The following is a 21521-nucleotide window of genomic DNA, read 5'->3' as shown; positions in this document are numbered from 1 at the left end:
GGCGGGATGGAGAGGCCGGCCCTCAAACCAGGCCGGTGGTCGAGATGCCGATGGCAAGGCCGGCGACCACCGCGCTCATGCCGACCCAGCGGGCGACGCCCCGGTAGCGGATGCCGGCCGACAGGCCGGCCAGCGAGAGCAGACCACCCATCAGGATCATCCAGGTCCCGCCGGCGTCCTCGGCCGACGCCAGTTCGCTCACCCCGTCGGTGAGGCTCGCATGGCCGTCCCCGGGCGCGGTCTGGCCGCTCTCCAGCGACGCGTCGACCACCGCATCGGACAGGCCGACGACCATCAGGTCTTCCCCGGCCTCGGCGACCACGGTCACAACCACGTCCGATCCGCGCAGCGTCTCCGGATCGACTCCGGCGGGCGGCCAGGGCGAGGCGAGATAGACCCCGGGCACCACCTGCTCGGCGATCAGCGGCGCGTCGGCCACGGTCAGCAGTTCCACATAGGCGTCCAGCACCGGGGCGTTGGTGTCGGCGTTGTCGAGGAAGATCGCCAGCGCGCCGGAGACCGGCATGGCGACGAACTCGAACCAGGTTCCGGCGGCGATGGCCCGCGGACGCAAGTCGTCCAGGGACACCGTCGGCAGCGCCTCCTCGGTCCCGTGGTTATGGCCGGGACCGGCCTTCGGGGCCGCCGCCGGCACAGTCAGGATCAGCGCCGCCAGTGCCGCTATCGTCGCGCGCTTCATCATCCGGGCGCTCCAGGCATTCGTGCGGTACATCAGCGGATCTCCGACAACAGGGTGGCCCCGGCGACGACGACGCGCACGCCGTCTTCGAGGCCGGCCTCGATCATCGCCACCTCCGCGCCGGCCGAACTCCATTTGACCTTGCGCGGCTCGTACTGCTCGGGGCCCTTGGCGACCCAGACCGTCATCTCGCCGTTGCCTTGGCGCACCAGGGCGCTGCGCGGCACCAGCACGCCCTCGACCTCGCCGAGCTCGCGGACGTTCACCACGACCTGCTGGCCGATCCGTACGCCGTCAGGCACACCGTCGACGCGGAACTGAACGGGCGAGGACTGCGCCCCGTCGGTGGACAGGCCGAGGCCCTGGAGCACCAGATCCATCACCTGACCGTCCTGGGTCTGCGCCGTCGAACCGGTATCGGCGAAATTGGTCTGCGACCCGAAGGAGTCGGCCTCGACCCAGAGATCGTCGGTATCGGCGATCTCCCACAGCAGCTGGCGCTCCTCGACCACCTGACCGACGCGTACCTCGGACCGGGCGATCACGCCGGACACCGACGCGATCAGCGGCTGGCGGGCGTCCAGCCCCTCGATCAGGGCGTCACGCTGAGCGCGCAGCCGGTTGAGCTCGATCCGCAGGGACAGAATGCGCCCCTCGCGGAACGGCAGCAGCGGCAGTTCGCGCGTCCGGGCGATCGCCAGTTCCTGCTCGGCGATCTGGCCACGCACCAGGGCGATCTGGCCCTGCAGCTCGGCGCGGCTCATGCTCGACAGGATCGGGATCAGATAGCCGAGCAACTGGCCCTTCTCCACCCGCTGCCCGATCACCGGGAAACCGAATTCGCCGGCCTCGATCCGGCCGTTCTGCTCGGCCTGGACCAGACCGCTGCTGGTCGGGTTGGCGATCACATGGCCCACCAGCCGCCGGGTCGTCGACACCGTGCCCTTGCAGGTGTAGGCGGTGCGGACCTCCAGCAGGCGCTGCGTCACCTTGGGCAGGAAGATCGTGCCGTCGGGGAGGCGCTGGGCGCTCTCATCCATCAGGCCGAGCCTGCTGAGCACAGCGACATCCTCGCCGCTGAGGGCCGCCGCCTTGCCTTTGCTCTTCGGCGCCCAGGAACAGATATCGTCCGTCGCCGCGCCCTGGTCGGAGGCGGTCCGATCAGCAGAGGTCCCCGGCGCCGTCTCCCCCTCGCTGTCGGCGGTGTTCAGCGCCACCGGACGGAACGGGCTGCGCGGTCCGGTCTGGGTCGCCGCAAGAAGCGACCGGTCGCCGCCGGCGGACCGGCGGCCGGCGGGATCCGCCGTCGGCGTCGCGGTCTCCGTGGCGAACGGATGGGGCGCCGGTGCCTCCACGGCGGGCGGCTCGTCCCCGGCGCTGCTGCCCCACCACAGGCTCGCGACGCCGCCTTCACCAAGGCGCGCGCGGTCCTGCGCCCCTTCGGTGGAGAGCAGGCCCAGCATCTGCAGTGTGCTGATACCGATGATCTGCGACGATTCGACGAGCTCGCCGCCGAGATAGTAGGCGCCCGCCGCAAGCTGCCAGCCGGTCTCGGCGACCGCGCTCGCGCCGGCGTTCAGGCCGCCGGCACTGCGGGACACGAGTCCGGCTGCACTTCGGTCGGCACTTCCGTCGGCGGCGACTTCGGCAGCCGGCACATTGGCGGACACGTCGCCCGGCGCGGCCGGATCGCCCTGTGCTTCGGCATCGACCGGCGCTCCGCCCAGTCCTGCGGCGGCGACCAGTCCCCCGATCGCCAACGCTGCTATCGCTGCGGCTCGAAAACTCATCGACGCGTCACCTCTCAACATTCTGTTTCAGGTGCACCTGGCAACTGCCCCAGGCAACAACCATAGACGCTCCCGAACCGCGAGCTTCTGCCATGCGGCGCCTCCACGCCCGTAACCGACCAACAGTCCGCTGCACGAACTCTAGCTCCTCGTACATTCTGATCCGAAAGCATGTCGCCGAATTCATGCCACGTTCAGCCTGACGGGAATAGGCTTACGGAGAGGTTATAACATGTCCGAAATTCTTCGCTGATGAAACAAAGATCTTTGAATGATTCCAACGCAACTTCCCGACTAGGTTAGCTTTTCCGACGTCAGCCGCCGGCCGCCGGCGCGAGCCCTTCCGTAACAGTTGGCCGGAACAGTTGGCCGGAACAGTTGGATTGACCGGCCGGCACAGGTAGCCTGCCCGTTCACAACGTCACCGACGAGGCATCGGCGCGGTCATGGCGGCGCATCCCCGATTGAGCGCGAACATGTTCGACGCAAGCCTGCGGGCTGTCGAGCACGGCCTCGTCTCCCCCCTGGGCGGCACCGTCGCCGTCCACAATGCCGTTCGATGCCTGTCGCGATTCGGTGACGACTTTCGCCGGGCGATGGCGGAGGGCGGCGACCTCCGGCGGACGGCCCAGAGCGGTGCGAGCCGGCTGCAGCGACAGATTGTCGTCGACGTTCTCCCGTCCCTAGCGCAGGCGTTCGACGACGCGGCCCGCGAGAGCTGGCGGAACCCCGGCGCCGACACCAAGGAGGACGCGGCCGTCGGTCCGCTGGATGCGGCCGCCCTGCTCGGCGCCCTGGCCGCCTGGCAACGGGCCAGCGGATCCGGCACCGAGGCCAGCGCGCTGATCAAGCGGATCGGGGCGCGGATGGCGGCAGAGGCCACGGACCGCGTCGATCGGTTCAAGGCGCTGCAATCGCCGGAAGACTCCCCCGATTACCGAGCCGCGATGGTGGATCTCGCCGCCATGGAGGCGATGATCCGGGTGGCCGCCCGGTTGGACGACCGCCAGGCCATGGCGGAGGTCGGGCGGCTTCGCGACCATTACGCCAAGATCGCCCTGCTGTCGGCGCTGACCGTGATCGATCGTGGGGGCGACGCGGCCGACATGTTCGTGCATTTCGACATCGCCGCCATGCTGGTCTCCGTCGAGCATGTGGTCGCCGTCATCTCGCGCACCCTGGACGTCGTCGAGCGCGAGCGCACCCATGCCCATCCCCATGTGGAGACGATCAGCGAGCATGTGGTGCGCGACTTCGCATCGGGATTGCTGCGGTTGGCGCCGAACTATGTGAGAATGCTGAAGAATACGGTGTCCAAGACGGGAACCGCGGTGCCGGAGTTCGGCTTCTCCATCCTGCGTGTCCTGCTCCAGATCACCCGCCTGATCCGGATTCTCCACCACCATCTACCCGATGGCGGCCTGGCGGAGGTGGCGAACAAGATCGCCGCCGATGTCGCAGAACTGCGAGGAAAGCTCTTGGACACAGCCCGCAACGATCAGCTCCTGCTCGCCCGCATGCACGAAGCGCTCGACGCCCTGGCGGCGGCTCCTCACATCGCGACGCCTCCGGGCGCCGGAGCGGACCGCTCATGACGGGGGTCCGCTGTCGGTGTCGGGACCGGGGTGAGGAGATCGGCCGCCTGCCGGACCACGGCATCTTCGCGCCGGACGCGAGGGCCTGAGCGATGCCGACGCCGACCATGACCATCACAGCCGCCAACCGGGCCGAGGAGCTCGATCGGATCGCCGCGGAGATCGGCGGCTTCGCCGAGGCGCACGACCTGCCGATGCGCAGCGCCATGCATCTGGACATGTCGGTGGAGGAGATCGTCTCCAACGTCATCAAGTACGGCTTCGATACTGGCGACATCCGTGAGGATGCGATCGAGATCGCCCTCACCCTCGACGGCGACCGGCTCGACATCCGCATCGCCGACAGCGGGCGGCCGTTCGACCCGCTGACCGACGCACCGGAACCGGACATCGACGCCAGCGTCGAGGACCGGGCCATCGGCGGGCTCGGCGTGCACATCGTCAAGACCGTGATGGCCGAGACGCGCTATACCCGCGACGGCGACCGCAACGTGCTGGACATGGTGCTGGCGCTCAACGCCCCGGCATGACGGCGCAACGTCGAACCGTTACTCTCGACCCGAGACTGACCTGGAAGGATCCGGAAACATGCAGATCGACACCGCGACCCATGGCGAATTGCTGGAAGTGGCCCCCAAGGGGCGGCTGGACAGCAACACGTCGCCGGAGCTGGAGAAGGCCCTGCTGGAGCGGATCGGGGCCGGACAGACCAAGATCACCATCGATTTCGGCGGCATCGACTACGTGTCCAGCGCCGGACTGCGGGTGCTGCTGGTGGCGGCCAAACGGACCGCCGCGGCGAAAGGCCAGTTCTCCATGCATTCCATGTCGCCGGAAATCCGCGAGGTCTTCGAGATCAGCGGCTTCCTGACGATCCTCAAGGTCTATCCCGACCTGAACGCGGTGCTCGCCGCCGGCTGATTGCGACCGGAGGCCGACTCAGTCCTCCTCGACCCCGGCGCGGGCGATGCGCACGTCCCTATGCACAGAGACGCCGAGCAGCAGCCCCAGCCCGATCATCATCGTCAGCATCGCCGTGCCGCCATAGCTGATCATCGGCAGCGGCACGCCGACCACCGGGATCAACCCCATCACCATCGCGACGTTGATGAACAGGTAGAGGAACAGCGTCGTGGTCACCCCCAGCGCGACCAGCCGGCCGAACTGGCTGCGCGCGCGGATGGCGATGGCGAAGCCATAGGCCAGCACCAGCACGTACAGCCCGATCAGGCACGACGCCCCGACCATGCCGAACTCCTCGGCCAGCATGGTGAAGATGAAATCGGTCTGCTTCTCCGGCAGGAAGTTCAGGTGGCTCTGGCTGCCCTTCAGGAAGCCCTTGCCGAAGATACCGCCGGAGCCCAGCGCGATCTTGGACTGAAGGATGTGATAGCCGGAGCCGAGCGGATCGCTCTCCGGGTTGAGGAAGGTAAGAATGCGCTTCTGCTGATACTCGCGCAGGAACTGCCAGACGATCGGCACCGCCGCCACCCCGGCCGCGATCAGCGCCAGGAACTTCCAGATCCGCACGCCCGCCAGAAAGAAGATCGCGCCGGACCCGGCGATCATCATCAGCGCCGTCCCCAGATCCGGCTGCTTCAGCACCAGCATAGCCGGCAGTGCCACCATCAGCAGCGGGATGATCAGGTTCAGCGGGTTGCCGACCTCCTCGTAGGTCAGGCCGTTGAAATACCGGGCCAGGGCCAGCACCAGGCAGATCTTCATGACCTCGGACGGCTGGAGCTGGAACAGGCCGAGATCGATCCAGCGCTGCGCGCCCATGCCGATCTCGCCCATGATCTCCACCGCCCCGAGCAGCAGCAGGGCCGCCAGGTAACCGAGATACGCGGTGCGTATCCAGAACCGGATGTCGATCAGGGCGATGGTCAGCATAGCGGTCAGGCCAATGCCGAAGCGCAGGGCGTGGCGGTAGGCCCAGGGCGTCCAGTCGCCGTTGGCGGCGGAATACAGCATCAGGCAGCCGACGCCGGCGATCGTGACCACCAGCAGCACCAGCAGCCAGTTGATCGCCACCAGCTTCTGGCCGATCGAAAGTTCGGGCGGATTCAGGCCGTCGGAGCGGAAGGAGATCGCCATCAGCCGTCCTGCCTCTCGGGCGTGGGAGCACCGCTTTCGCCCGAGGCGGTCGGTCCCGGTGGGTCGATCCGCAACGCCTCCCGCAGCACGTCGGCGCCGATCGGGGCCGCCATCGACGACCCGCCGCCGCCATGTTCGACCACCACCGCCACGGCATAGCGCGGCGCCTCCACCGGCCCGAAACCGACGAACAGCGCGTGGTCGCGGAAGCGCCAGGGCTTCTCCTCCTTGTAGGCGCCGGATGCCCGGTCGGCCATGGTGATGCGCCGGACCTGGGCCGTGCCGGTCTTGCCGCCGATCTTCACGTCGTCCGGGCTGCCCTGGATCTTGCGCGCCGTGCCACGCGGCCCGTTGACCACCTCCGACATCGCCACCCGCACCGCTTCCAGGTGGCGGGTGTCGACGGCCATGTCCTCGGCCGCTTCGGGCGGGCCGTTGGGAAACTCGATATGCGGCACCACAGCCTTGCCGCCATTGACCAGCCGGGCCGTCATCAGCGCGAGCTGAAGCGGGGTGGCGAGATTGAATCCCTGCCCGATCGCCGCCACCAGCGTCTCGCCCATCTGCCAGGGCACGCCGGTCGTCGCCAGCTTCCACTCGCGGGACGGGACCAGGCCACGGCGTTCGCCGGGGATGTCGACCCCGGTCAGCTCGCCCAGGCCGAACCGCTTGGCGATTGAGGAGATCCGGTCGATCCCGATCCGCTTGGCCAACTCGTAGTAGTAGACGTCGCAGCTCTGGGCGATCGACTGCTTCATGTCGAGCCAGCCATGGCCGTAGCGCGACCAGCAGTGGAAGCGGGTGTCGCCGAGAGTCAGATGGCCCGGACAGAAGAACTTGGTGTCCGGCCCCGCCAGCCCGGATTCCAGGGCGGCCAGCATCACCAGCATCTTGAAGGTGGAGCCCGGAGGATACTGACCGGACACCGCCTTGTTGTTGAGCGGCCCGCGCGGATTGGTCAGCAGCTCTTCCCAGTCCTTGGCGGACAGGCCGCGGTTGAACGGGTTCGGGTCATAGCCGGGCGCGGAGGCCAGCGCCCGCAGTTCCCCGGTATGGACGTCCATCACCACCGCGGAGCCGCTCTCCGCCTCGATCACCTTGCCCTCGGCATCGACCAGCACCGTCTGCCGGTCGGCATAGAGGTCGCGCATCGCCGGTTCGGCCTGCGCCAGGGCGAGTTGCGCCCGCGGATCCTCCGTCGGCAGCCGCTCGGCATTGCCGCGCGACAGGCGTTCGGTGGCGTAGCGCTGCAGGTTGATGTCGAGCGTCAGCTTGACGTCCCGACCCGGCTCGCCGTCCTCGCCCGGAAGCTTTCGGATGATCCGGCCGAGCGCGTTGACCTCGACCTGCCTGCGGCCGGCGGTCCCGCGCATGCCGAGGTCGTGCAGCTTCTCGATGCCGCTCTTGCCGATGCGGAAATCGGGCAGTTCCAGCACTGGGTCGCCGGTCAGCTCGCTTTCCGACACGGCGGCGACGTAACCGGTGATGTGCACGGCGGTGTCGGCGAACGGATAGCGCCGGGAGCGGCCGACCTCGATGCGGATCCCCGGAAGATAGGGCGCATTCACTGCGACCCGGGCGATCTCCTCGCGGGTCAGGTTCTCCACCACGGTGACCGGGACGAAGGCGCGCTTGCGCTTCACGTCCTTCAGCACCCGGCGTACGTCCCAGTCCGGCACCTCGATGATCGAGCGCAGGGCCGACAGGGTCGCCGCCACGTCGTCGGTCTGCTCGCGCACGATCTCGACGCGGAAATTGTCCTGGTTGTCGGCCAGCGCCACGCCGTTGCGGTCGAGAATCCGCCCCCGCACCGGCGGCAGCAGCTCCAGATTGAACTGGTTGCCGCGCGACAGCAGCTCGTAGCGGTCGGCCTCGACCACCTGCAGGTAGTACAGCCGGGCGCCGAGCGCGCCGATCAGGGCGAGCTTGCCCCCCGCCAGCACCAGCGCGCGGCGGGTGAAGACCTTTTGGACGTCCTGCTCGCTCGCCTTCAGCATGGGGTCACCGGACCACGTAACGGTGCAGGCGGACGAAGAGCCAGGCCACGACCGGGAAGCCGAGCACAGTCACCAGGTACTGGAAAAGTGCCGGCTCCGGCCCGACCAGGCGGAACTGCAGCATCGACATCATCATCCACGCGAGGATCGAGACCGGAAGCTGGATGAGCATGAAGCCGACCCAGGTCAGCAGAAACGGCTTGGTGATCAGCGCGCGCCGCTGGGACAGGGCGAAGGCGTGCAGCAGCAGCAGGCTGACCGCGGTCAGGCCGAGCGGGGTGCCGGTCAGGATGTCCTGCAGCACGCCGATCAGGAACAGGGCCGAGGCCGGCTGGAGGTCGGGACGGAACACCGCCCAGTAAAACGTCGCCATGGCGGTGTAGCCGGGCACCACCGAGGCATAGCCGGGAATGCCGATGGTGATCACCGACAGGACCGCCAGAATCGCGGTGAGCGCCATCGGCGTCGACTGGCGGATCCAGAGATCGAGACGTTGAGCCGCGGTCGGTCGCATCATTGTTTCGTCCCGCCGGAGCGGGGCGCGGTCTCCGGACCCATGACGGAGAACGGCGGCAGATGGGCGCTCTCGGGCTGGACCACGCCGTCGGAGCCGGTCTTCAGGATGCGCACGTATTCCAGCCGCTCCCAGTCGACGAAGGGCGTCACCCGGATCGAGCCGTCGGTGATCGTGGTCACCATGCCGACCGCCAGACCCGGCGGGAACACGCCGCCATGGCCGGAGGTGACGATCCGGTCGCCGGGCAGGACCTGGGCGTTCTGCGGCAGATAGACGATGCGGGGCGAGCGAGTGTTGTCGCCGGCCAGCACGCCCGGGTCGCGGGTCCGCTCGATCACGATCGGGATCTGCGAGTTCAGGTCGGTGATCAGCAGGACCCGGCTGTAGGCCTCGCCGACCTCGACGATACCGCCGACCAGCCCCTCGCCGCTGACCGCGGCGTTGCCGAGGGCGAGACCGTCCTTGCGGCCGGCGGTGATCATGACGCTGCGCACGAAGGCGCCGCCGCCATCGGCGATCACCCGCGCGCTGACGAAATCGATCTCCTTCGGCGGCACGAAGTTGGTCAGCGCCCGCAGCGCCCGGTTCTCCGCCTCAAGCCGGCGGGCGACATGCTGCCAGCGGTCCAGCCGGTCGTTCTCCACGGCCAGCCGGGCGTTCTCGGCCCGCAGGTAGCGCAGGTCGCGGACATTGTTCATCAGGTCGGTCACGGCCTCGGCCGGGCGCGCCGCCACCTCGATCACCGGCGCCAGCGCGTCCAGCACCACCACGCGCGTCCGATCCACCAGCAGGACGTCCGCCTTGCCCAGCAGCATGAGCGCGAAGGCGGCAATGATCAGCGTGGCGAAGGCGAACCGGCTCCACAGTGAACGCACGGGTTGTGCCACGCTGCTGAACGATCCGGGTCGCTTCGCCATGATCGCCGGTCACCTCACGGGTAGACGGAGTTTCGAATGCGCCTGCACGGCGTGGATGTCAGTACGCACCGATCAGCACGTTGCGCAGCACCTTCATCTCTTCCAGGCACCGGCCGGTGCCGAGCGCCACGCAGGACAGCGGGTCGTCGGCGATCATCACCGGCAGGCCGGTGGCATGGCGCAGCACGAAGTCGAGATTGCCGAGCAGCGCGCCGCCACCGGTCAGCACGATGCCCTTGTCGACGATGTCGGCCGCCAGTTCCGGCGGGGTCTGTTCCAGCGCGACCTTCACCGCTTCGACTATCTGGCTGACGGGCTCCGCCAGGCTGTCGGCGATCTGCGACTGGTCGATGATGATTTCCTTGGGCACGCCGTTCATCAGGTCGCGGCCCTTGATCTGCAGGCCCTTGCCGGTGCCGTCCTCCGGCGGATAGGCGGAGCCGATCTCCTTCTTGATCCGCTCGGCGCTGCCCTCACCCACCAGGAGGTTATGGTTGCGGCGGATATAGGCGATGATCGCCTCGTCCATCTTGTCGCCGCCGACGCGCACCGAGCGCGAGTAGACGATGCCGCCCAGGGACAGCACGGCCACCTCGGTGGTGCCGCCGCCGATATCGACGACCATGGAGCCGGTCGGCTCGGTGACCGGCAGATTGGCGCCTATCGCGGCGGCCATCGGCTCCTCGATCAGGAACACCCGGCGGGCCCCGGCGCTCTCCGCACTCTCCTGAATGGCGCGACGCTCAACCGCGGTCGACCCCGACGGCACGCAGACGATGACCTGCGGGCTGGCGAAGGAGCGGCGGTTGTGCACCTTGCGGATGAAGTGCTTGATCATCTCTTCGGCGACTTCGAAATCGGCGATGACGCCGTCGCGCAGCGGCCGGATCGCCTGGATGTTGCCGGGCGTTCGGCCGAGCATCTGCTTGGCCTCGTCGCCGACGGCCAGCACCTGTTTCTTGCCGCGGACCGTGGCGATGGCGACCACCGACGGTTCGTTGAGGACGATGCCGCGGCCCTTGACGTAGACCAGGGTATTGGCCGTGCCGAGGTCAATGGCCATATCGGCGGACAGCATTCCGAGGAGATTGGCGAAGAACATCGTTTCTCAGTCCCGTCGATGTTGCGGCCCGGTCCATGTCTCCCATGGGACTGGCCGATCGAATCCCGTCTGGGCCGCCGTCCCTGGCTGATCACCTGGACGGCCTTCCGGCCCGGCTCGTATTCCGCGTGTCGACGCTTCGGCCTTATAAACAGCCTGGCTGCGCCGCCCCCACCGCTTTGCGCTGCTCCGATACGCTACGTCGATGACAATATCAGGATTCGCAGACAGTTACAAAGCGCTCTTCACCGCGATTCGTTAAAGAGTCGCGGACGAATCCGGCGGATCGACGGTGGGCATTGTTCCGAACGCGAAACGGGCAGGTCAGCACCGGCCGACCCGCCCGTCCGTTAATCAAATAACCGACGATCAGTTCTTGGTCTGATCGACCAGCTTGTTCTCCGCGATCCACGGCATCATGGCGCGCAGCTTCTCGCCGACCTGCTCGATCGAGTGCTCGGCCGCACGGCGGCGCATGGCCTTGAACGAGGACTGATTGACCCGGTTCTCCAGCATCCAGTTGCGGGCGAAGGTGCCGGACTGGATGTCGGCCAGGACGCGCTTCATCTCGGCCTTGGTCTCCTCCGTCACGATCCGCGGACCGGAGACGTACTCACCGTACTCGGCGGTGTTGGAGATCGAGTAGTTCATGTTGGCGATGCCGCCCTCGTAGATGAGGTCGACGATCAGCTTCACCTCGTGCAAGCACTCGAAATAGGCCATCTCCGGGGCGTAACCGGCCTCGCAGAGGGTCTCGTAGCCGGCCTTGATCAGCTCGCACAGACCGCCGCACAGGACGACCTGCTCGCCGAACAGGTCGGTCTCGCACTCTTCCTTGAAGGTGGTCTCGATGGTGCCGGCGCGACCGCCGCCGATGGCGGAGGAGTAGCTCAGCGCGACTTCCAGGGCGTTGCCCGAGGAATCCTGGTCGATGGCGACCAGGCACGGCACGCCGCCGCCCCGCAGGTACTCGGAGCGCACGGTGTGGCCCGGGCCCTTCGGCGCGATCATGAACACGTCGATGTCGTCGCGCGGCTCGATGAAGTTGAAATGGACGTTGAAGCCATGGGCGAAGGCGATCGCCGCACCGGCGCGCATGTTCGGCTTCAGGTCCTCGTTGTAGATGTCGCCCTGGAGCTCGTCCGGGGTCAGCATCATGAGAATGTCGCCCCACTTGGCGGCCTCGGCCGGCGTCATGCACTTGAAGCCGGCGGCCTCGGCCTTCGCGCGGGAGCGCGAGCCCTCCTTCAGCGCGACGACCACGTCCTTGACGCCGCTGTCCTTCAGGTTGTTGGCATGGGCATGGCCCTGGCTGCCATAGCCGACGATCACGACCTTCTTGGTCTTGATCAGGTTCACATCGGCGTCGCGGTCGTAGTACACGCGCATGGGTGTCTCCCTCCTTCGGGTCTTGCGGTTCTCAGATCAGGTTTTCGATATTTTCCATGGATCCGGCGACGGTTTAGCTGGGCGGCCGCCGCCGAGTCCAGATGGCTGGTCGTTTCTTGAGTCAGTCGTCGGCGGCTTTCTTCGCCTTCCGCTTGGCCTTACGGACCAGCGGCATGTGCACGTGCTCGCCCCGGGCGATGGCGACGACGCCGGTACGCGACACCTCCACCTCGCCCAGCGAGATCATCAGGTCGATGAAGGCGTCGATCTTGCCGGTATCGCCGGTCAGCTCGAACACGAAGCTGCCCAAGGTGCTGTCGATGGCCCGGGCACGGAAGGTGTCGGCGATGCGCAGGGCCTCGATCCGCTTGTCTCCGCCGTTGCGGATCTTCACCAGCGCCATCTCGCGGCCCACATGCGGGCCTTCCATGGTCAGGTCGTGGACGTCGTAGACCGGGACCAGACGGGCGAGCTGCGCCTTGATCTGTTCGATCACCATCGGCGTGCCGGAGGTGACGATGGTGATGCGCGAGCGGGCGTTGACCTCGTCCACCTCGGATACGGTCAGGCTCTCGATGTTGTAGCCGCGGCCGGAAAACAGGCCGATGACGCGGGCCAGCACGCCCGGCTCATTGGCCACCAGCACGGCGATGGTATGCCGGGCGCTCGGTTGATCATTGGGTGTCACGTCGGATCTCCGAAAGACGGGCGGGGGCTCGGCGGTTCATGCCGGAGCCGGCGCCCGGAAAGGGAATGGCGGGGACGGCGGGCGGGGCAGCCGCCGGGAAGCCCCGGCGGCCGCACGCCGTCATACGAGGGCCATGCCCTTGTCGGTCACGGTCTGCTGCTCCTGATCGCTCGGGCTGAGGATCATCTCGTTATGCGCCCGGCCCGACGGGATCATCGGGAAGCAGTTCTCTTCCTTGGTCACGCACACATCGACCAGAACCGGGTGCGGCGAGGCGATCATCTCGTCGATGACGTCGTCGAGCTGGCTCGCCTCGGTCGCCCGCAGGCCGACGCCGCCGAAGGCCTCCGCCAGCTTGACGAAGTCCGGCAGGGCCTCGGAATAGCTCTCCGAGTAACGCTTGCCGTGGATCAGCTCCTGCCACTGGCGGACCATGCCCATCCACTGGTTGTTGATGATGAACGCTTTGACCGGCAGGTTGTACTGCCGCATCGTCGACAGCTCCTGCATGTTCATCATGAAGCTGGCCTCGCCGGAGATGTCGATCACCAGCGCCTCGGGATGGGCGATCTGCACGCCCATCGCCGACGGGAAGCCGTAGCCCATGGTGCCGAGCCCGCCCGAGGTCATCCAGCGGTTCGGCTCGTCGAAGCCGTAATACTGGGCGGCCCACATCTGGTGCTGACCGACCTCGGTGGTGATGTAGCAGTCCATGTCGCGGGTCTTCTCGAACAGCCGCTGGATCGCCTGCTGCGGCTTGATGTCCTTGGTGCCCGGGGTGAATGCCAGGCACTTGCGCGCCCGCCAGCCGTCGATCTGCCGCCACCAGGAGGCCAGCGCCTTGGCGTCGGGCTTGTAGGCCTTGGCCTTCCACACCGCCAGCATCTGCTCCAGCACGGTCGCCGCGTCGCCGACGATCGGCACATCGACCGCCACGTTCTTGTTGATCGAGGACGGGTCGATATCGACGTGGATCTTCTTGGAGTCCGGCGAGAAGCCGGAAATCGTGCCGGTCACCCGGTCGTCGAAACGCGCGCCGATGCAGATCATGACGTCGCAGTCATGCATCGCCAGGTTGGCTTCGTAGGTGCCGTGCATCCCGAGCATGCCCAGGAACTGCTTGTCCGAGGACGGGTAGGCGCCCAGGCCCATCAGGGTCAGGGTGGCCGGATAGCCGGTCTTGCGCACCAGCTCGCCGAACAGCTTGGACGCCTTCGGGCCGGCGTTGATCAGACCGCCGCCGCCGTAGAAGATCGGCCGCTTCGCCTTGGCGATCAGCTCGACCGCCTTCTCGATGGCGCTGTCGTCGCCCTTCACCTGCGGACGGTAGCTCTTCGGCTCCTTGTCCTTGGCGTTGGTGTACGGGCAGTCGGCGAACTGGATGTCCTTCGGCAGATCGACCACCACCGGGCCCGGCCGGCCGCTGCGCGCGACGTAGAACGCCTCGTGCATGACGTCCGCCAGCTTCTCCGGGTCCTTCACCAGATAGTTATGCTTGGTGCAGGGCCGGGTGATGCCGGTGGTGTCGGCTTCCTGGAAGGCGTCGTTGCCGATCAGGTGGGTCGGCACCTGGCCGGTCAGGCACACGATCGGGATCGAGTCCATCAGCGCGTCGGTCAGGCCGGTCACCGCGTTGGTCGCGCCCGGGCCGGAGGTCACCAGCACGCAGCCGACCTTGCCGGTCGACCGGGCATAGCCCTCGGCCGCGTGCACCGCCGCCTGTTCGTGGCGCACCAGGATGTGCCGGATGGCGTTCTGCTTGAAGATCTCGTCGTAGATCGGAAGTACCGCCCCGCCGGGGTACCCGAATACGACCTCTACACCCTGATCCTTGAGCGCGCGGAGTACAACAGCGGCGCCCGACATGATTTCGGGTTTAGCCGCCTGGGGAGACGACGGGGTACGGGAGGACGTCTTGCGGGTATCAGCCACCGTTCCGCTCCTTCTTTGTTGCGATCTCGCTGTCGGCGCCCGGTTCCTGAGGGGCGCCAGAGAGGATCAAGGTTGATAAAGACACGACCGGCGCGGAAACCTCCCGCGCCGGCCGGCCGGAACCTAGTCGTTCACAATTTGGGCGTCAACACGAAGCTGCGAATTTCCGAAAAGATTTTCTCAAAACCGCTTTTCGAAAATTGCGCGTCCAATCGGATATCGGACAGGAATTGATGACGGAACCAGGTCCGCTGGCGCTTGGCATATTGCCGCGTGGCGATCACCGAGGCGTCCACAGCCGCATCCAGATCGCGCTTCCCTTCAATATAATCAATCAGTTGAGGAACGCCGATCGCCCGCATGGCCGGCAGCGAAGGATCGAGACCCATTGCAGCGAGCCGCCGCACCTCCTCCACGGCCCCCTCCTCGATCATTTTTCTGAATCGGACCTCCACCGCCTCGGCCGAAACCGGGCGGGGCGGGAACAGCAGCACGCGGCAGAAGGTCAGATCGTCGCGTCCGCCGGTCGGCTGCGCCTGCCAGTCGGAGAGCGGCCTGCCGGTCGCGGTCGCCACCGCCCAGGCGCGCTGCAGCCGCTGGGAATCCCCCGGCTCCAGCCGCACGCCGAGCACCGGGTCGAGGGCTCGGACCTCCTCCCGGAAGGCGTCGCCGCCGAGCCGGGCGTAGCGGGTGACGGCCTCCTCGACCGCCTCGGCCGGCACCGGCGGCACCTCGGCGATACCCTGCATCAGGGCGTTCAGATACAGCCCGGTACCGCCGCACAGGATCGGCACCCGCCCGTCGGAAAGCACCGCGTCTATCTCGGCCGAGGCCGCGTCGCGCCACCAGGCGGCAGACCCGCGCCGGGCGGCGGGCAGCACGCCGAACAGCCGGTGCGGCACCCGCGCCTCGTCCTCCGGCGGCGGCCGGTCGGTCAGGATCCGCAGCTCGCGATAGACCTGCATGCTGTCGGCGTTGATGACCACGCCGCCGAGCGCCGCGGCCAGCTCCAGGGCCAGGGCGGTCTTGCCGCTGGCGGTCGGCCCGGCGATGACGAGCACGGTTTTCTGCCCCAGAGGCGGGGTCGGAGGCGGGTCGGCGCTGGACATGGCTCGCCGCTACGCGATAAGTGCGCTGCATGCAACAGGTTCTGACACTCTGCGCCGCCCCAGGCGCGCTCGCCGCCGACACGCTCGCCACCGCCGCCCGGCTGCTGGCCGAGGCCGGCGCCCGGATCGGCGATCCGACATGGCTGGCGCCGGGCGAGGCCGCCGACATCCCCTTCGACGCCGAGCGGCCGGTCGAGTGCCTCGCGCGGGTGCGCGTCGGGCTCGAAGACGCGCCGGTGGACGTCAATGGCGGGCCCGCGGCGGGACGGCGCAAGCGGCTGCTGATCGCCGACATGGACAGCACCATCATCGTCGGCGAATCCCTGGACGAGCTGGCCGAATACGCGGGCATCCGCGACAAGATCGCGGCGATCACCGCCCGGGCCATGCGCGGCGAGCTGGATTTCGAGGGCGCGCTGAGGGAGCGGGTCGGGATGCTCAAAGGCCTGCCGGCGGCGACCATCGACACCGTGGTGGACGGGCTGCAGCTCACCCCGGGCGCCGACGTTCTGGTGGCGACGATGAAGGCGGCCGGGGCCTACTGCGCCCTGGTCTCGGGCGGGTTCAAGCCGATGACCGGCGCGATCCGGCAGCGGATCGGTTTCGACGAGGACCGCTCGAACGTTCTGCATGTGGCCGACGGCGTCCTGGCCGGCACGGTGGGCGAGCCGATCCTGGGGCGCGACGCCAAGCTGGCGACGCTGAAGGAGCTGTGCGCCGCCCATGGGCTGGCCCTGGATGCGGCGCTCGCCGTCGGCGACGGCGCGAACGACCTGGCCATGCTCGGCGCCGCCGGCATGGGGGTGGCGTTCCAGGCGAAGCCGGCGGTGCGCGACGCGGCCGGCTTCCGCATCGAACACGCGGATCTGCGCGGGCTGCTCTATCTGCAGGGGTACAAGGTATCCGACTTCGCGACAGGGTCCGTCGCGGGATGAACGGCCTCAGTTCGGGTAGCTGACCACCGGCAGGCCCCGGTTCAGCCAGCCGGGCGCCACGCCCGTCTCGTCATAGCGGCCGAACATGCCTTCCTTGATGTCGTAGACCTCGGTGAAACCTGCCGCCACCAGCCACGCCCTGGCCCTGGTCGAGCGCACGCCGGTCTCCGCGATGGTGGCGATCGGCCGATCCCTGTCGCCGTTGACCGCCACCAGGGCGGCGGCGATGAAGCCGTCGCGGCCCCGCGGATTATGGATGCTGGCGCCGACCGCGCCCTCGGCCAGACCGGTCTCCCGCCACTCGCGCTCGGCGCGGACATCGATGATGCGGATCTCGCCGCGCGTCGCCATGGCATGGGCCTTGGAGGCGTTCAGACGTCCGTCCTCCAGGCCCCAGTGCGGCATGCCGTACAGGGTTCCGACACCGAGGATGGCGGCGCTTACGACGATCAGGAGGGGGAGGCTGTACCGCATGAACGCAGCCTAGCCGATTCCCCTGTATGTGTGAGGGATTTTCTTCAAGTGATGAGGAAAATTTAAGAGCCGACCCCCGAACGCAGGAACGGCGCCGGTTCCTTAGGAACCGGCGCCGCCTCCTCACTCCGCGAAAAGGGCCTGGGGGGCGGGGGGATCAGCCCTTGTCGATCCGGAGCGGGATAAATCTCTGCTCCCCCTGTCTATTGACCAGAAGAAGGATGGTTTTCTTCCCATTGGTGCGATGATCTTCTACGAGACGGCGCACATCCTCGAGCGAACGGACCTCGTCCTGGGCGACTTCGACGATCACGTCGCCTTCACGCAGGCCCTTGTCGGCAGCGTCAACGGTGTCGTCCACCTCGGTGACGACAACGCCTTCGACCTCTTCCGTGATGCCATATTGCTCACGCAATTGGGGCGTCAGCGTGGCGAGACCGAGGCCAAGAGAGTCCACGCGGCCTTCTTCGGTCGGTCCGGGCGTTGCCGACGTGGTCAGCATCCGCGCCTCTTCCGCCTGCTCCAGCTCACCGAGGGTGGCGGTCACGGTGATCGCGGCACCGTCGCGCCAGACCTCGACCGGTACCTCGCGGCCGACCCGGGTTTCGGCGACGATGCGCGGCAGGGTGCGCATCTCGTCAACCGGCTCGCCGTTGAACCCGGTGATGATGTCTCCCGGCTGGATCCCGGCCGCCTCGGCCGGACCGTCCGGCGTCACATCGGCAACCAGGGCGCCGCGGGCGGTATCGAGCCCGAGGCTGTCGGCGATGTCGGGGCTGACCTGCTGGATCCGCACGCCGAGCCAGCCGCGGCGGGTGCGGCCGAACTCGCGCAGCTGGTCGACCACGCCGATCGCCAGATCGGAGGCGATGGCGAAGCCGATGCCGACGGAACCGCCGGTCTGCGAGAAGATGGCGGTGTTGATGCCCACCACCTGGCCTTCCAGGTTGAACAGCGGGCCGCCGGAATTGCCGCGGTTGATCGAGGCGTCGGTCTGCAGGAAGTCGTCATACGGACCCTGGCCGATATCGCGGCCGCGGGCCGAGACGATGCCGGCGGTCACCGTACCGCCCAGGCCGAACGGGTTGCCGATGGCGACGACCCAGTCACCGACGCGCAGCGAGCCGGACTCGCCGAACTCGACGAACGGCAGTTCCCGGTCGCCCGGATTGATCGACAGCACGGCGACATCGGTCTTCGGATCCTTGCCGATCAGGGTCGCCTCGTACTCGGTGTCGTCCTGCAGGCGGACCTTGATCTCGTCGGCATCGGCGATGACGTGGTTGTTGGTGACCACGATGCCGCTGGCGTCGATGATGAAGCCGGAGCCCAGGGACTGGGCCGAGCGCGGACGCGAGGGCCGCTGGCCCTGATTGCGCTCGAAGAAGTCCTTGAAGAACTCCTCGAACGGCGAGCCCGGCGGGAACTGCGGCATGTCCGGCATGCGCGACGAATCGACCGTCTGCGTCGTGGCGATGTTCACCACGGCGGGCAGCAGCCGCTCGGCAAGGTCGGCGAAACTCTCGGGCGGCGCTTTCGCATGCACCGGGTTTGACAGCGCCATGCCGAAGGCCAGCATGGTCGCCAGTGCAGCCGCGAGTGCCATCCGATACAGATTGGCGGCGGCTTGCGACCGACCGTCTTCCGTTAAGGTGCGCACTGCGGTGGCAGAGGTCTTCAGGCCCATATCTTGTCTTATCCCTCTCTTCTCGAACCGGCTTCGGAAGACAGCATCGCGACTATCGCCCCACCGCACAACAGGTGGGCTGTCGCCGACCACAGTCAACGGCCGGCCGGTCCCGCCGGAAGACTTTCGTATACGTAAGGTGTGGCCCGATTGCGGCGACAGTCACATTCCGGCGATCAGCCGCGCACGAGCCAGAGCAGAAGGATGCCGCTGATCGCCGCACACAGGCCGGCGACGCGCATGGCGCCCGGCGGCTGCGTCAAGATGACCGTCATCGCCCGACGCATCGCCTCCGGCGCGGCGGCATAGAGTAGACCCTCGATCACCAGCACCAACGCAAAAGCGGCGAGGAAATCCATCACGATCTCGCTCGCCGCCTTGCCGTGTCAGCCTGCCGGGCCATGCGACCCGATCACTGGACCGGGGCCGGGACCCCGCCAGTCATGGAGTTGAAGTACTTGAAGAAGTCGCTGTCGGGCGAGAGCACCATGGTGGTGTCCCCGTCCCCGTCATTGACCATCGTCCGGTAGGCCTGCATCGACCGGTAGAAGGCGAAGAACTCCGGATCGCGGCCGAACGCATCGGCGTAGATCTTGATCGCCTGGCCGTCGCCTTCACCACGCAGGGTCTCGGCTTCCTTCTGGGCCTCGGCGACGATGACCGTGCGCTGCTTGTCGGCATCGGCCCGGATCTTCTGCGCCTGCTCGTTACCCTGAGCGCGGAACTCGCGGGCTTCGCGCTCACGCTCGGAGGTCATGCGGTCGAAGATGTTCTGCTTGGTGGCGTCCGGGTAATCGGCCCGGCGGATGCGCACCTCGATCAGCTCCATGCCGAAGCGCTTGGCGCTTTCGTTCACCTCGGCGCGGATGTCGGTCATGATCTGCGGTCGCTGATCCGACAGCACCTCGATCAGAGTCTTGTTGCCCAGCACCTGGCGCAGCGAGGAGTTGATGACAACCGAGAGCCGCGACGAGGCTTCCCGCTCGGTCCGCACGGCCCGGAAGAACTGCAGCGGATCGATGATCTTGTAGCGGGCGTAGCTGTCGACATCGAGACGCTTCTGGTCCGACAGGATGACCTGCTGGCGCGGCGGATCGACGTCGAGCGCGCGGCGCTCGTAATAGATCGTGTCTTCCGCCACCGGGATTTTGAAGTTCAGGCCCGGCTCGCGGATCTCGCGGACCGGCTCACCGAACCGCACGACCAGCGCCTGCTCCGTCTCGTCGACGATGAAGAAGGACTGCGACAGGACGATGCCGATGATGACGACGACGATGCCGAGGACGGCTAGGGTCCGGTTCATCAGTTGCCTCCGTTCTGCGTGCTGGACGCGCCCGCCGGGCGGTTCTTGTTCAACCGGTTCTGAAGTTCCGGCAGGGGCAGATACGGCACCACGCCGCTGCCGCCGGCGTCATCGTCGATGATCACCTTGTTCACGTTGCTCAGGATGTCCTCCAGCGTCTCCAGATAGATCCGCTTGGTGGTGACGTCCTTCGCCTGGGCGTAGGCCTCGTAGACCGAGTTGAAGCGGTTCGCGTCACCCTGGGCCCGATTGACCACCTCCTGGCGGTAGGCGTCGGCGCCCTCGATGAGCTGGGCCGCCTCGCCTCGGGCCCGCGGCACGACATCGTTGCGATACGCCTCGGCCTCGTTCTTCAGGCGCTCGAGGTCCTGACGGGCACGCTGCACCTCGTTGAAGGCGTCGATCACCTGGTTCGGCGGATCGACCTGGTCGAGCTGGACGGAGCGGATCTCGATGCCGGCGCCGTATTCGTCGACCAAAGCCTGGAGCTGCTGCTGCGCGGCGACCTGGATCTGGCCGCGGCGTTCGGTCAGCGCGTCCTGGATCCGCGTCTGGCCGATGATGTCGCGCATCACCGCCTCGGCGGAGACCTTCACCGTCTGTTCGGGATTCTGCAGGTTGAACAGGAAGTCGCCGGGGCTGCGGATGATCCAGAACACCACGAAGTCGATGTCGATGATGTTCTCGTCACCGGTGATCATCATGCTTTCTTCCGGGACGTCGCGACCGGCGCCGGTGCGCGACTCGCTGCCGGAGCGGAAGCCGATCTCGATCCGGTTTTCCCGGGTCACGTCCGGGCGGAACACCTCGCCGAAGGGCGCCGGCCAGTTCCACTGCAGGCCCGGCTCCTTCGGGACGCCGTCATACTTGCCGAACACCAACTCGATGCCGAGCTGGTTCGGCTGCACCCGGTAGAAGCCGTTCGCCGCCCACAGACCGACGAGGATCAGAACGGCCAGAATGATCAGCTTCGGTCCGCCGAAGCCGCTGGGCAGCATGCCTTTGAAGCGCTGCTGCTGCCGGCGCAGCATGTCCTCGATATCTTTCGGGCTCGGTCCCTGACCGCCGCCGCCGCCGCTCCCCCGAGGCCGGCCCCAGGGCGAATTGCCACGGCCCCCGCCGTTGCCTCCGCCATCGCCGCCGCCGCCCCATGGGCCCTGCCCGCGTCCCCCTTGATCGCTCCAAGGCATGGCTCGTCCTCTCTGTTCATTACCGCGCGGGACCTAGCATGCCACCGGCGCGTTGCAAAGCGCAGCCCAGCACTCTATGTCCCGCTTGCGTGCGGGTAG

20 protein-coding genes are annotated in these 21521 nt (G+C 67.4%); 4 read left to right on the top strand and 16 right to left on the bottom strand.

The genetic code is table 11. The features are described 5' to 3' along the window. Window positions 1-22: 22 nt before the first annotated feature. Window positions 23-733: a hypothetical protein gene (locus BLS34_RS06875; protein ID WP_093149130.1), complete on the bottom strand. Its 711-nt coding sequence runs from the start codon at window positions 731-733 to the stop codon at window positions 23-25. Further along, window positions 733-2490 carry an efflux RND transporter periplasmic adaptor subunit gene (locus BLS34_RS06870; RefSeq protein ID WP_175474136.1) on the bottom strand — a complete coding sequence of 586 codons (1758 nt, stop codon included), beginning with the start codon at window positions 2488-2490 and terminating at the stop codon, window positions 733-735. Before BLS34_RS06870 ends, BLS34_RS06875 begins: the two co-directional genes overlap by 1 nt. Window positions 2491-2966: 476 nt before the next feature. Here BLS34_RS06870 and BLS34_RS06865 point away from each other — a divergent pair, with 476 nt between their 5' ends. The 3 genes from BLS34_RS06865 (at window position 2967) to BLS34_RS06855 (ending at window position 5006) form a co-directional block, all read left to right on the top strand. Continuing rightward, on the top strand, window positions 2967-4085 hold the full coding sequence (locus BLS34_RS06865) for a hypothetical protein (protein ID WP_093149126.1): 1119 nt from the start codon (window positions 2967-2969) through the stop codon (window positions 4083-4085). A gap of 107 nt (window positions 4086-4192) precedes the next feature. Next, window positions 4193-4615: an ATP-binding protein gene (locus BLS34_RS06860; protein WP_038015299.1), complete on the top strand. Its 423-nt coding sequence runs from the start codon at window positions 4193-4195 to the stop codon at window positions 4613-4615. Window positions 4616-4673: 58 nt separating this feature from the next. Beyond that, window positions 4674-5006: an STAS domain-containing protein gene (locus BLS34_RS06855; protein WP_028795422.1), complete on the top strand. Its 333-nt coding sequence runs from the start codon at window positions 4674-4676 to the stop codon at window positions 5004-5006. A gap of 18 nt (window positions 5007-5024) precedes the next feature. Here the strand turns inward: BLS34_RS06855 and rodA are convergent, their stop codons facing one another. From rodA to miaA, 9 genes are all read right to left on the bottom strand, one after another. Then, window positions 5025-6182: a rod shape-determining protein RodA gene (rodA, locus tag BLS34_RS06850; RefSeq protein WP_028795423.1), complete on the bottom strand. Its 1158-nt coding sequence runs from the start codon at window positions 6180-6182 to the stop codon at window positions 5025-5027. Then, entirely contained in the window at window positions 6182-8179 is a 1998-nt protein-coding gene (gene mrdA / locus BLS34_RS06845) for a penicillin-binding protein 2 (protein ID WP_038015164.1), read from the bottom strand. Before mrdA ends, rodA begins: the two co-directional genes overlap by 1 nt. A gap of 4 nt (window positions 8180-8183) precedes the next feature. Then, window positions 8184-8696: a rod shape-determining protein MreD gene (gene mreD / locus BLS34_RS06840; RefSeq protein WP_215906055.1), complete on the bottom strand. Its 513-nt coding sequence runs from the start codon at window positions 8694-8696 to the stop codon at window positions 8184-8186. Then, on the bottom strand, window positions 8693-9613 hold the full coding sequence (mreC, locus tag BLS34_RS06835) for a rod shape-determining protein MreC (RefSeq protein WP_093149123.1): 921 nt from the start codon (window positions 9611-9613) through the stop codon (window positions 8693-8695). The genes mreD and mreC overlap by 4 nt, the downstream gene beginning before the upstream one ends. Before the next feature lie 58 nt (window positions 9614-9671). Beyond that, complete coding sequence (locus tag BLS34_RS06830; RefSeq protein ID WP_028795427.1) at window positions 9672-10715, bottom strand: rod shape-determining protein; 1044 nt, start codon at window positions 10713-10715, stop codon at window positions 9672-9674. A gap of 369 nt (window positions 10716-11084) precedes the next feature. Next, window positions 11085-12104, bottom strand: coding sequence for a ketol-acid reductoisomerase (gene ilvC / locus BLS34_RS06825; protein WP_028795428.1), 1020 nt, complete (start codon window positions 12102-12104; stop codon window positions 11085-11087). A 121-nt stretch (window positions 12105-12225) separates the two neighbouring features. Further along, window positions 12226-12792: an acetolactate synthase small subunit gene (gene ilvN / locus BLS34_RS06820; protein WP_028795429.1), complete on the bottom strand. Its 567-nt coding sequence runs from the start codon at window positions 12790-12792 to the stop codon at window positions 12226-12228. Between the two features lie 120 nt (window positions 12793-12912). Further along, window positions 12913-14724, bottom strand: coding sequence for an acetolactate synthase 3 large subunit (locus BLS34_RS06815; RefSeq protein ID WP_281169185.1), 1812 nt, complete (start codon window positions 14722-14724; stop codon window positions 12913-12915). A 131-nt stretch (window positions 14725-14855) separates the two neighbouring features. Beyond that, a complete protein-coding gene (gene miaA, locus BLS34_RS06810) occupies window positions 14856-15833 on the bottom strand; it encodes a tRNA (adenosine(37)-N6)-dimethylallyltransferase MiaA (protein WP_093149120.1) in 978 nt (325 codons plus the stop codon). A gap of 29 nt (window positions 15834-15862) precedes the next feature. On the opposite strand from miaA, the gene serB reads away from it, so the two are divergent. Continuing rightward, window positions 15863-16768: a phosphoserine phosphatase SerB gene (serB, locus tag BLS34_RS06805; RefSeq protein ID WP_093149118.1), complete on the top strand. Its 906-nt coding sequence runs from the start codon at window positions 15863-15865 to the stop codon at window positions 16766-16768. Window positions 16769-16774: 6 nt separating this feature from the next. Here serB and BLS34_RS06800 read toward each other — a convergent pair whose 3' ends face one another. From BLS34_RS06800 to hflK, 5 genes are all read right to left on the bottom strand, one after another. Beyond that, window positions 16775-17242: a rhodanese-like domain-containing protein gene (locus BLS34_RS06800; RefSeq protein ID WP_093149115.1), complete on the bottom strand. Its 468-nt coding sequence runs from the start codon at window positions 17240-17242 to the stop codon at window positions 16775-16777. 157 nt (window positions 17243-17399) lie between these two features. After that, the gene (locus BLS34_RS06795; RefSeq protein ID WP_038015165.1) at window positions 17400-18929 is read right to left on the bottom strand and encodes a DegQ family serine endoprotease; all 1530 of its coding nucleotides are present in this window, start codon (window positions 18927-18929) and stop codon (window positions 17400-17402) included. Window positions 18930-19105: 176 nt separating this feature from the next. Next, complete coding sequence (locus BLS34_RS06790) at window positions 19106-19288, bottom strand: DUF2065 domain-containing protein (RefSeq protein ID WP_245565641.1); 183 nt, start codon at window positions 19286-19288, stop codon at window positions 19106-19108. 53 nt (window positions 19289-19341) lie between these two features. Continuing rightward, the gene (gene hflC / locus BLS34_RS06785; protein ID WP_028795435.1) at window positions 19342-20232 is read right to left on the bottom strand and encodes a protease modulator HflC; all 891 of its coding nucleotides are present in this window, start codon (window positions 20230-20232) and stop codon (window positions 19342-19344) included. Beyond that, window positions 20232-21263, bottom strand: a complete 1032-nt coding sequence (gene hflK, locus BLS34_RS06780; protein WP_028795436.1) for an FtsH protease activity modulator HflK — start codon at window positions 21261-21263, stop codon at window positions 20232-20234. The genes hflC and hflK overlap by 1 nt, the downstream gene beginning before the upstream one ends. Between the last annotated feature and the right edge of the window lie 258 nt (window positions 21264-21521).

This window comes from Thalassobaculum litoreum DSM 18839, from assembly GCF_900102465.1.
Lineage (GTDB): Bacteria > Pseudomonadota > Alphaproteobacteria > Thalassobaculales > Thalassobaculaceae > Thalassobaculum > Thalassobaculum litoreum.
Note: the sequence above shows the minus strand (reverse complement) of the source record. Positions and strands in the feature narration are given on the sequence as shown.

Excerpts from the sequence above, each read along its gene's own strand:
- BLS34_RS06875 (WP_093149130.1), bottom strand. The coding sequence starts at position 733 with ATGTACCGCACGAATGCCTGGAGCGCCCGGATGATGAAGCGCGCGACG.
- BLS34_RS06870 (WP_175474136.1), bottom strand. The coding sequence starts at position 2,490 with ATGAGTTTTCGAGCCGCAGCGATAGCAGCGTTGGCGATCGGGGGACTG.
- BLS34_RS06865 (WP_093149126.1), top strand. The coding sequence starts at position 2,967 with ATGTTCGACGCAAGCCTGCGGGCTGTCGAGCACGGCCTCGTCTCCCCC.
- BLS34_RS06860 (WP_038015299.1), top strand. The coding sequence starts at position 4,193 with ATGACCATCACAGCCGCCAACCGGGCCGAGGAGCTCGATCGGATCGCC.
- BLS34_RS06855 (WP_028795422.1), top strand. The coding sequence starts at position 4,674 with ATGCAGATCGACACCGCGACCCATGGCGAATTGCTGGAAGTGGCCCCC.
- rodA (WP_028795423.1), bottom strand. The coding sequence starts at position 6,182 with ATGGCGATCTCCTTCCGCTCCGACGGCCTGAATCCGCCCGAACTTTCG.
- mrdA (WP_038015164.1), bottom strand. The coding sequence starts at position 8,179 with ATGCTGAAGGCGAGCGAGCAGGACGTCCAAAAGGTCTTCACCCGCCGC.
- mreD (WP_215906055.1), bottom strand. The coding sequence starts at position 8,696 with ATGATGCGACCGACCGCGGCTCAACGTCTCGATCTCTGGATCCGCCAG.
- mreC (WP_093149123.1), bottom strand. The coding sequence starts at position 9,613 with ATGGCGAAGCGACCCGGATCGTTCAGCAGCGTGGCACAACCCGTGCGT.
- BLS34_RS06830 (WP_028795427.1), bottom strand. The coding sequence starts at position 10,715 with ATGTTCTTCGCCAATCTCCTCGGAATGCTGTCCGCCGATATGGCCATT.
- ilvC (WP_028795428.1), bottom strand. The coding sequence starts at position 12,104 with ATGCGCGTGTACTACGACCGCGACGCCGATGTGAACCTGATCAAGACC.
- miaA (WP_093149120.1), bottom strand. The coding sequence starts at position 15,833 with ATGTCCAGCGCCGACCCGCCTCCGACCCCGCCTCTGGGGCAGAAAACC.
- serB (WP_093149118.1), top strand. The coding sequence starts at position 15,863 with ATGCAACAGGTTCTGACACTCTGCGCCGCCCCAGGCGCGCTCGCCGCC.
- BLS34_RS06800 (WP_093149115.1), bottom strand. The coding sequence starts at position 17,242 with ATGCGGTACAGCCTCCCCCTCCTGATCGTCGTAAGCGCCGCCATCCTC.
- BLS34_RS06795 (WP_038015165.1), bottom strand. The coding sequence starts at position 18,929 with ATGGGCCTGAAGACCTCTGCCACCGCAGTGCGCACCTTAACGGAAGAC.
- BLS34_RS06790 (WP_245565641.1), bottom strand. The coding sequence starts at position 19,288 with ATGGATTTCCTCGCCGCTTTTGCGTTGGTGCTGGTGATCGAGGGTCTA.
- hflC (WP_028795435.1), bottom strand. The coding sequence starts at position 20,232 with ATGAACCGGACCCTAGCCGTCCTCGGCATCGTCGTCGTCATCATCGGC.
- hflK (WP_028795436.1), bottom strand. The coding sequence starts at position 21,263 with ATGCTGCGCCGGCAGCAGCAGCGCTTCAAAGGCATGCTGCCCAGCGGC.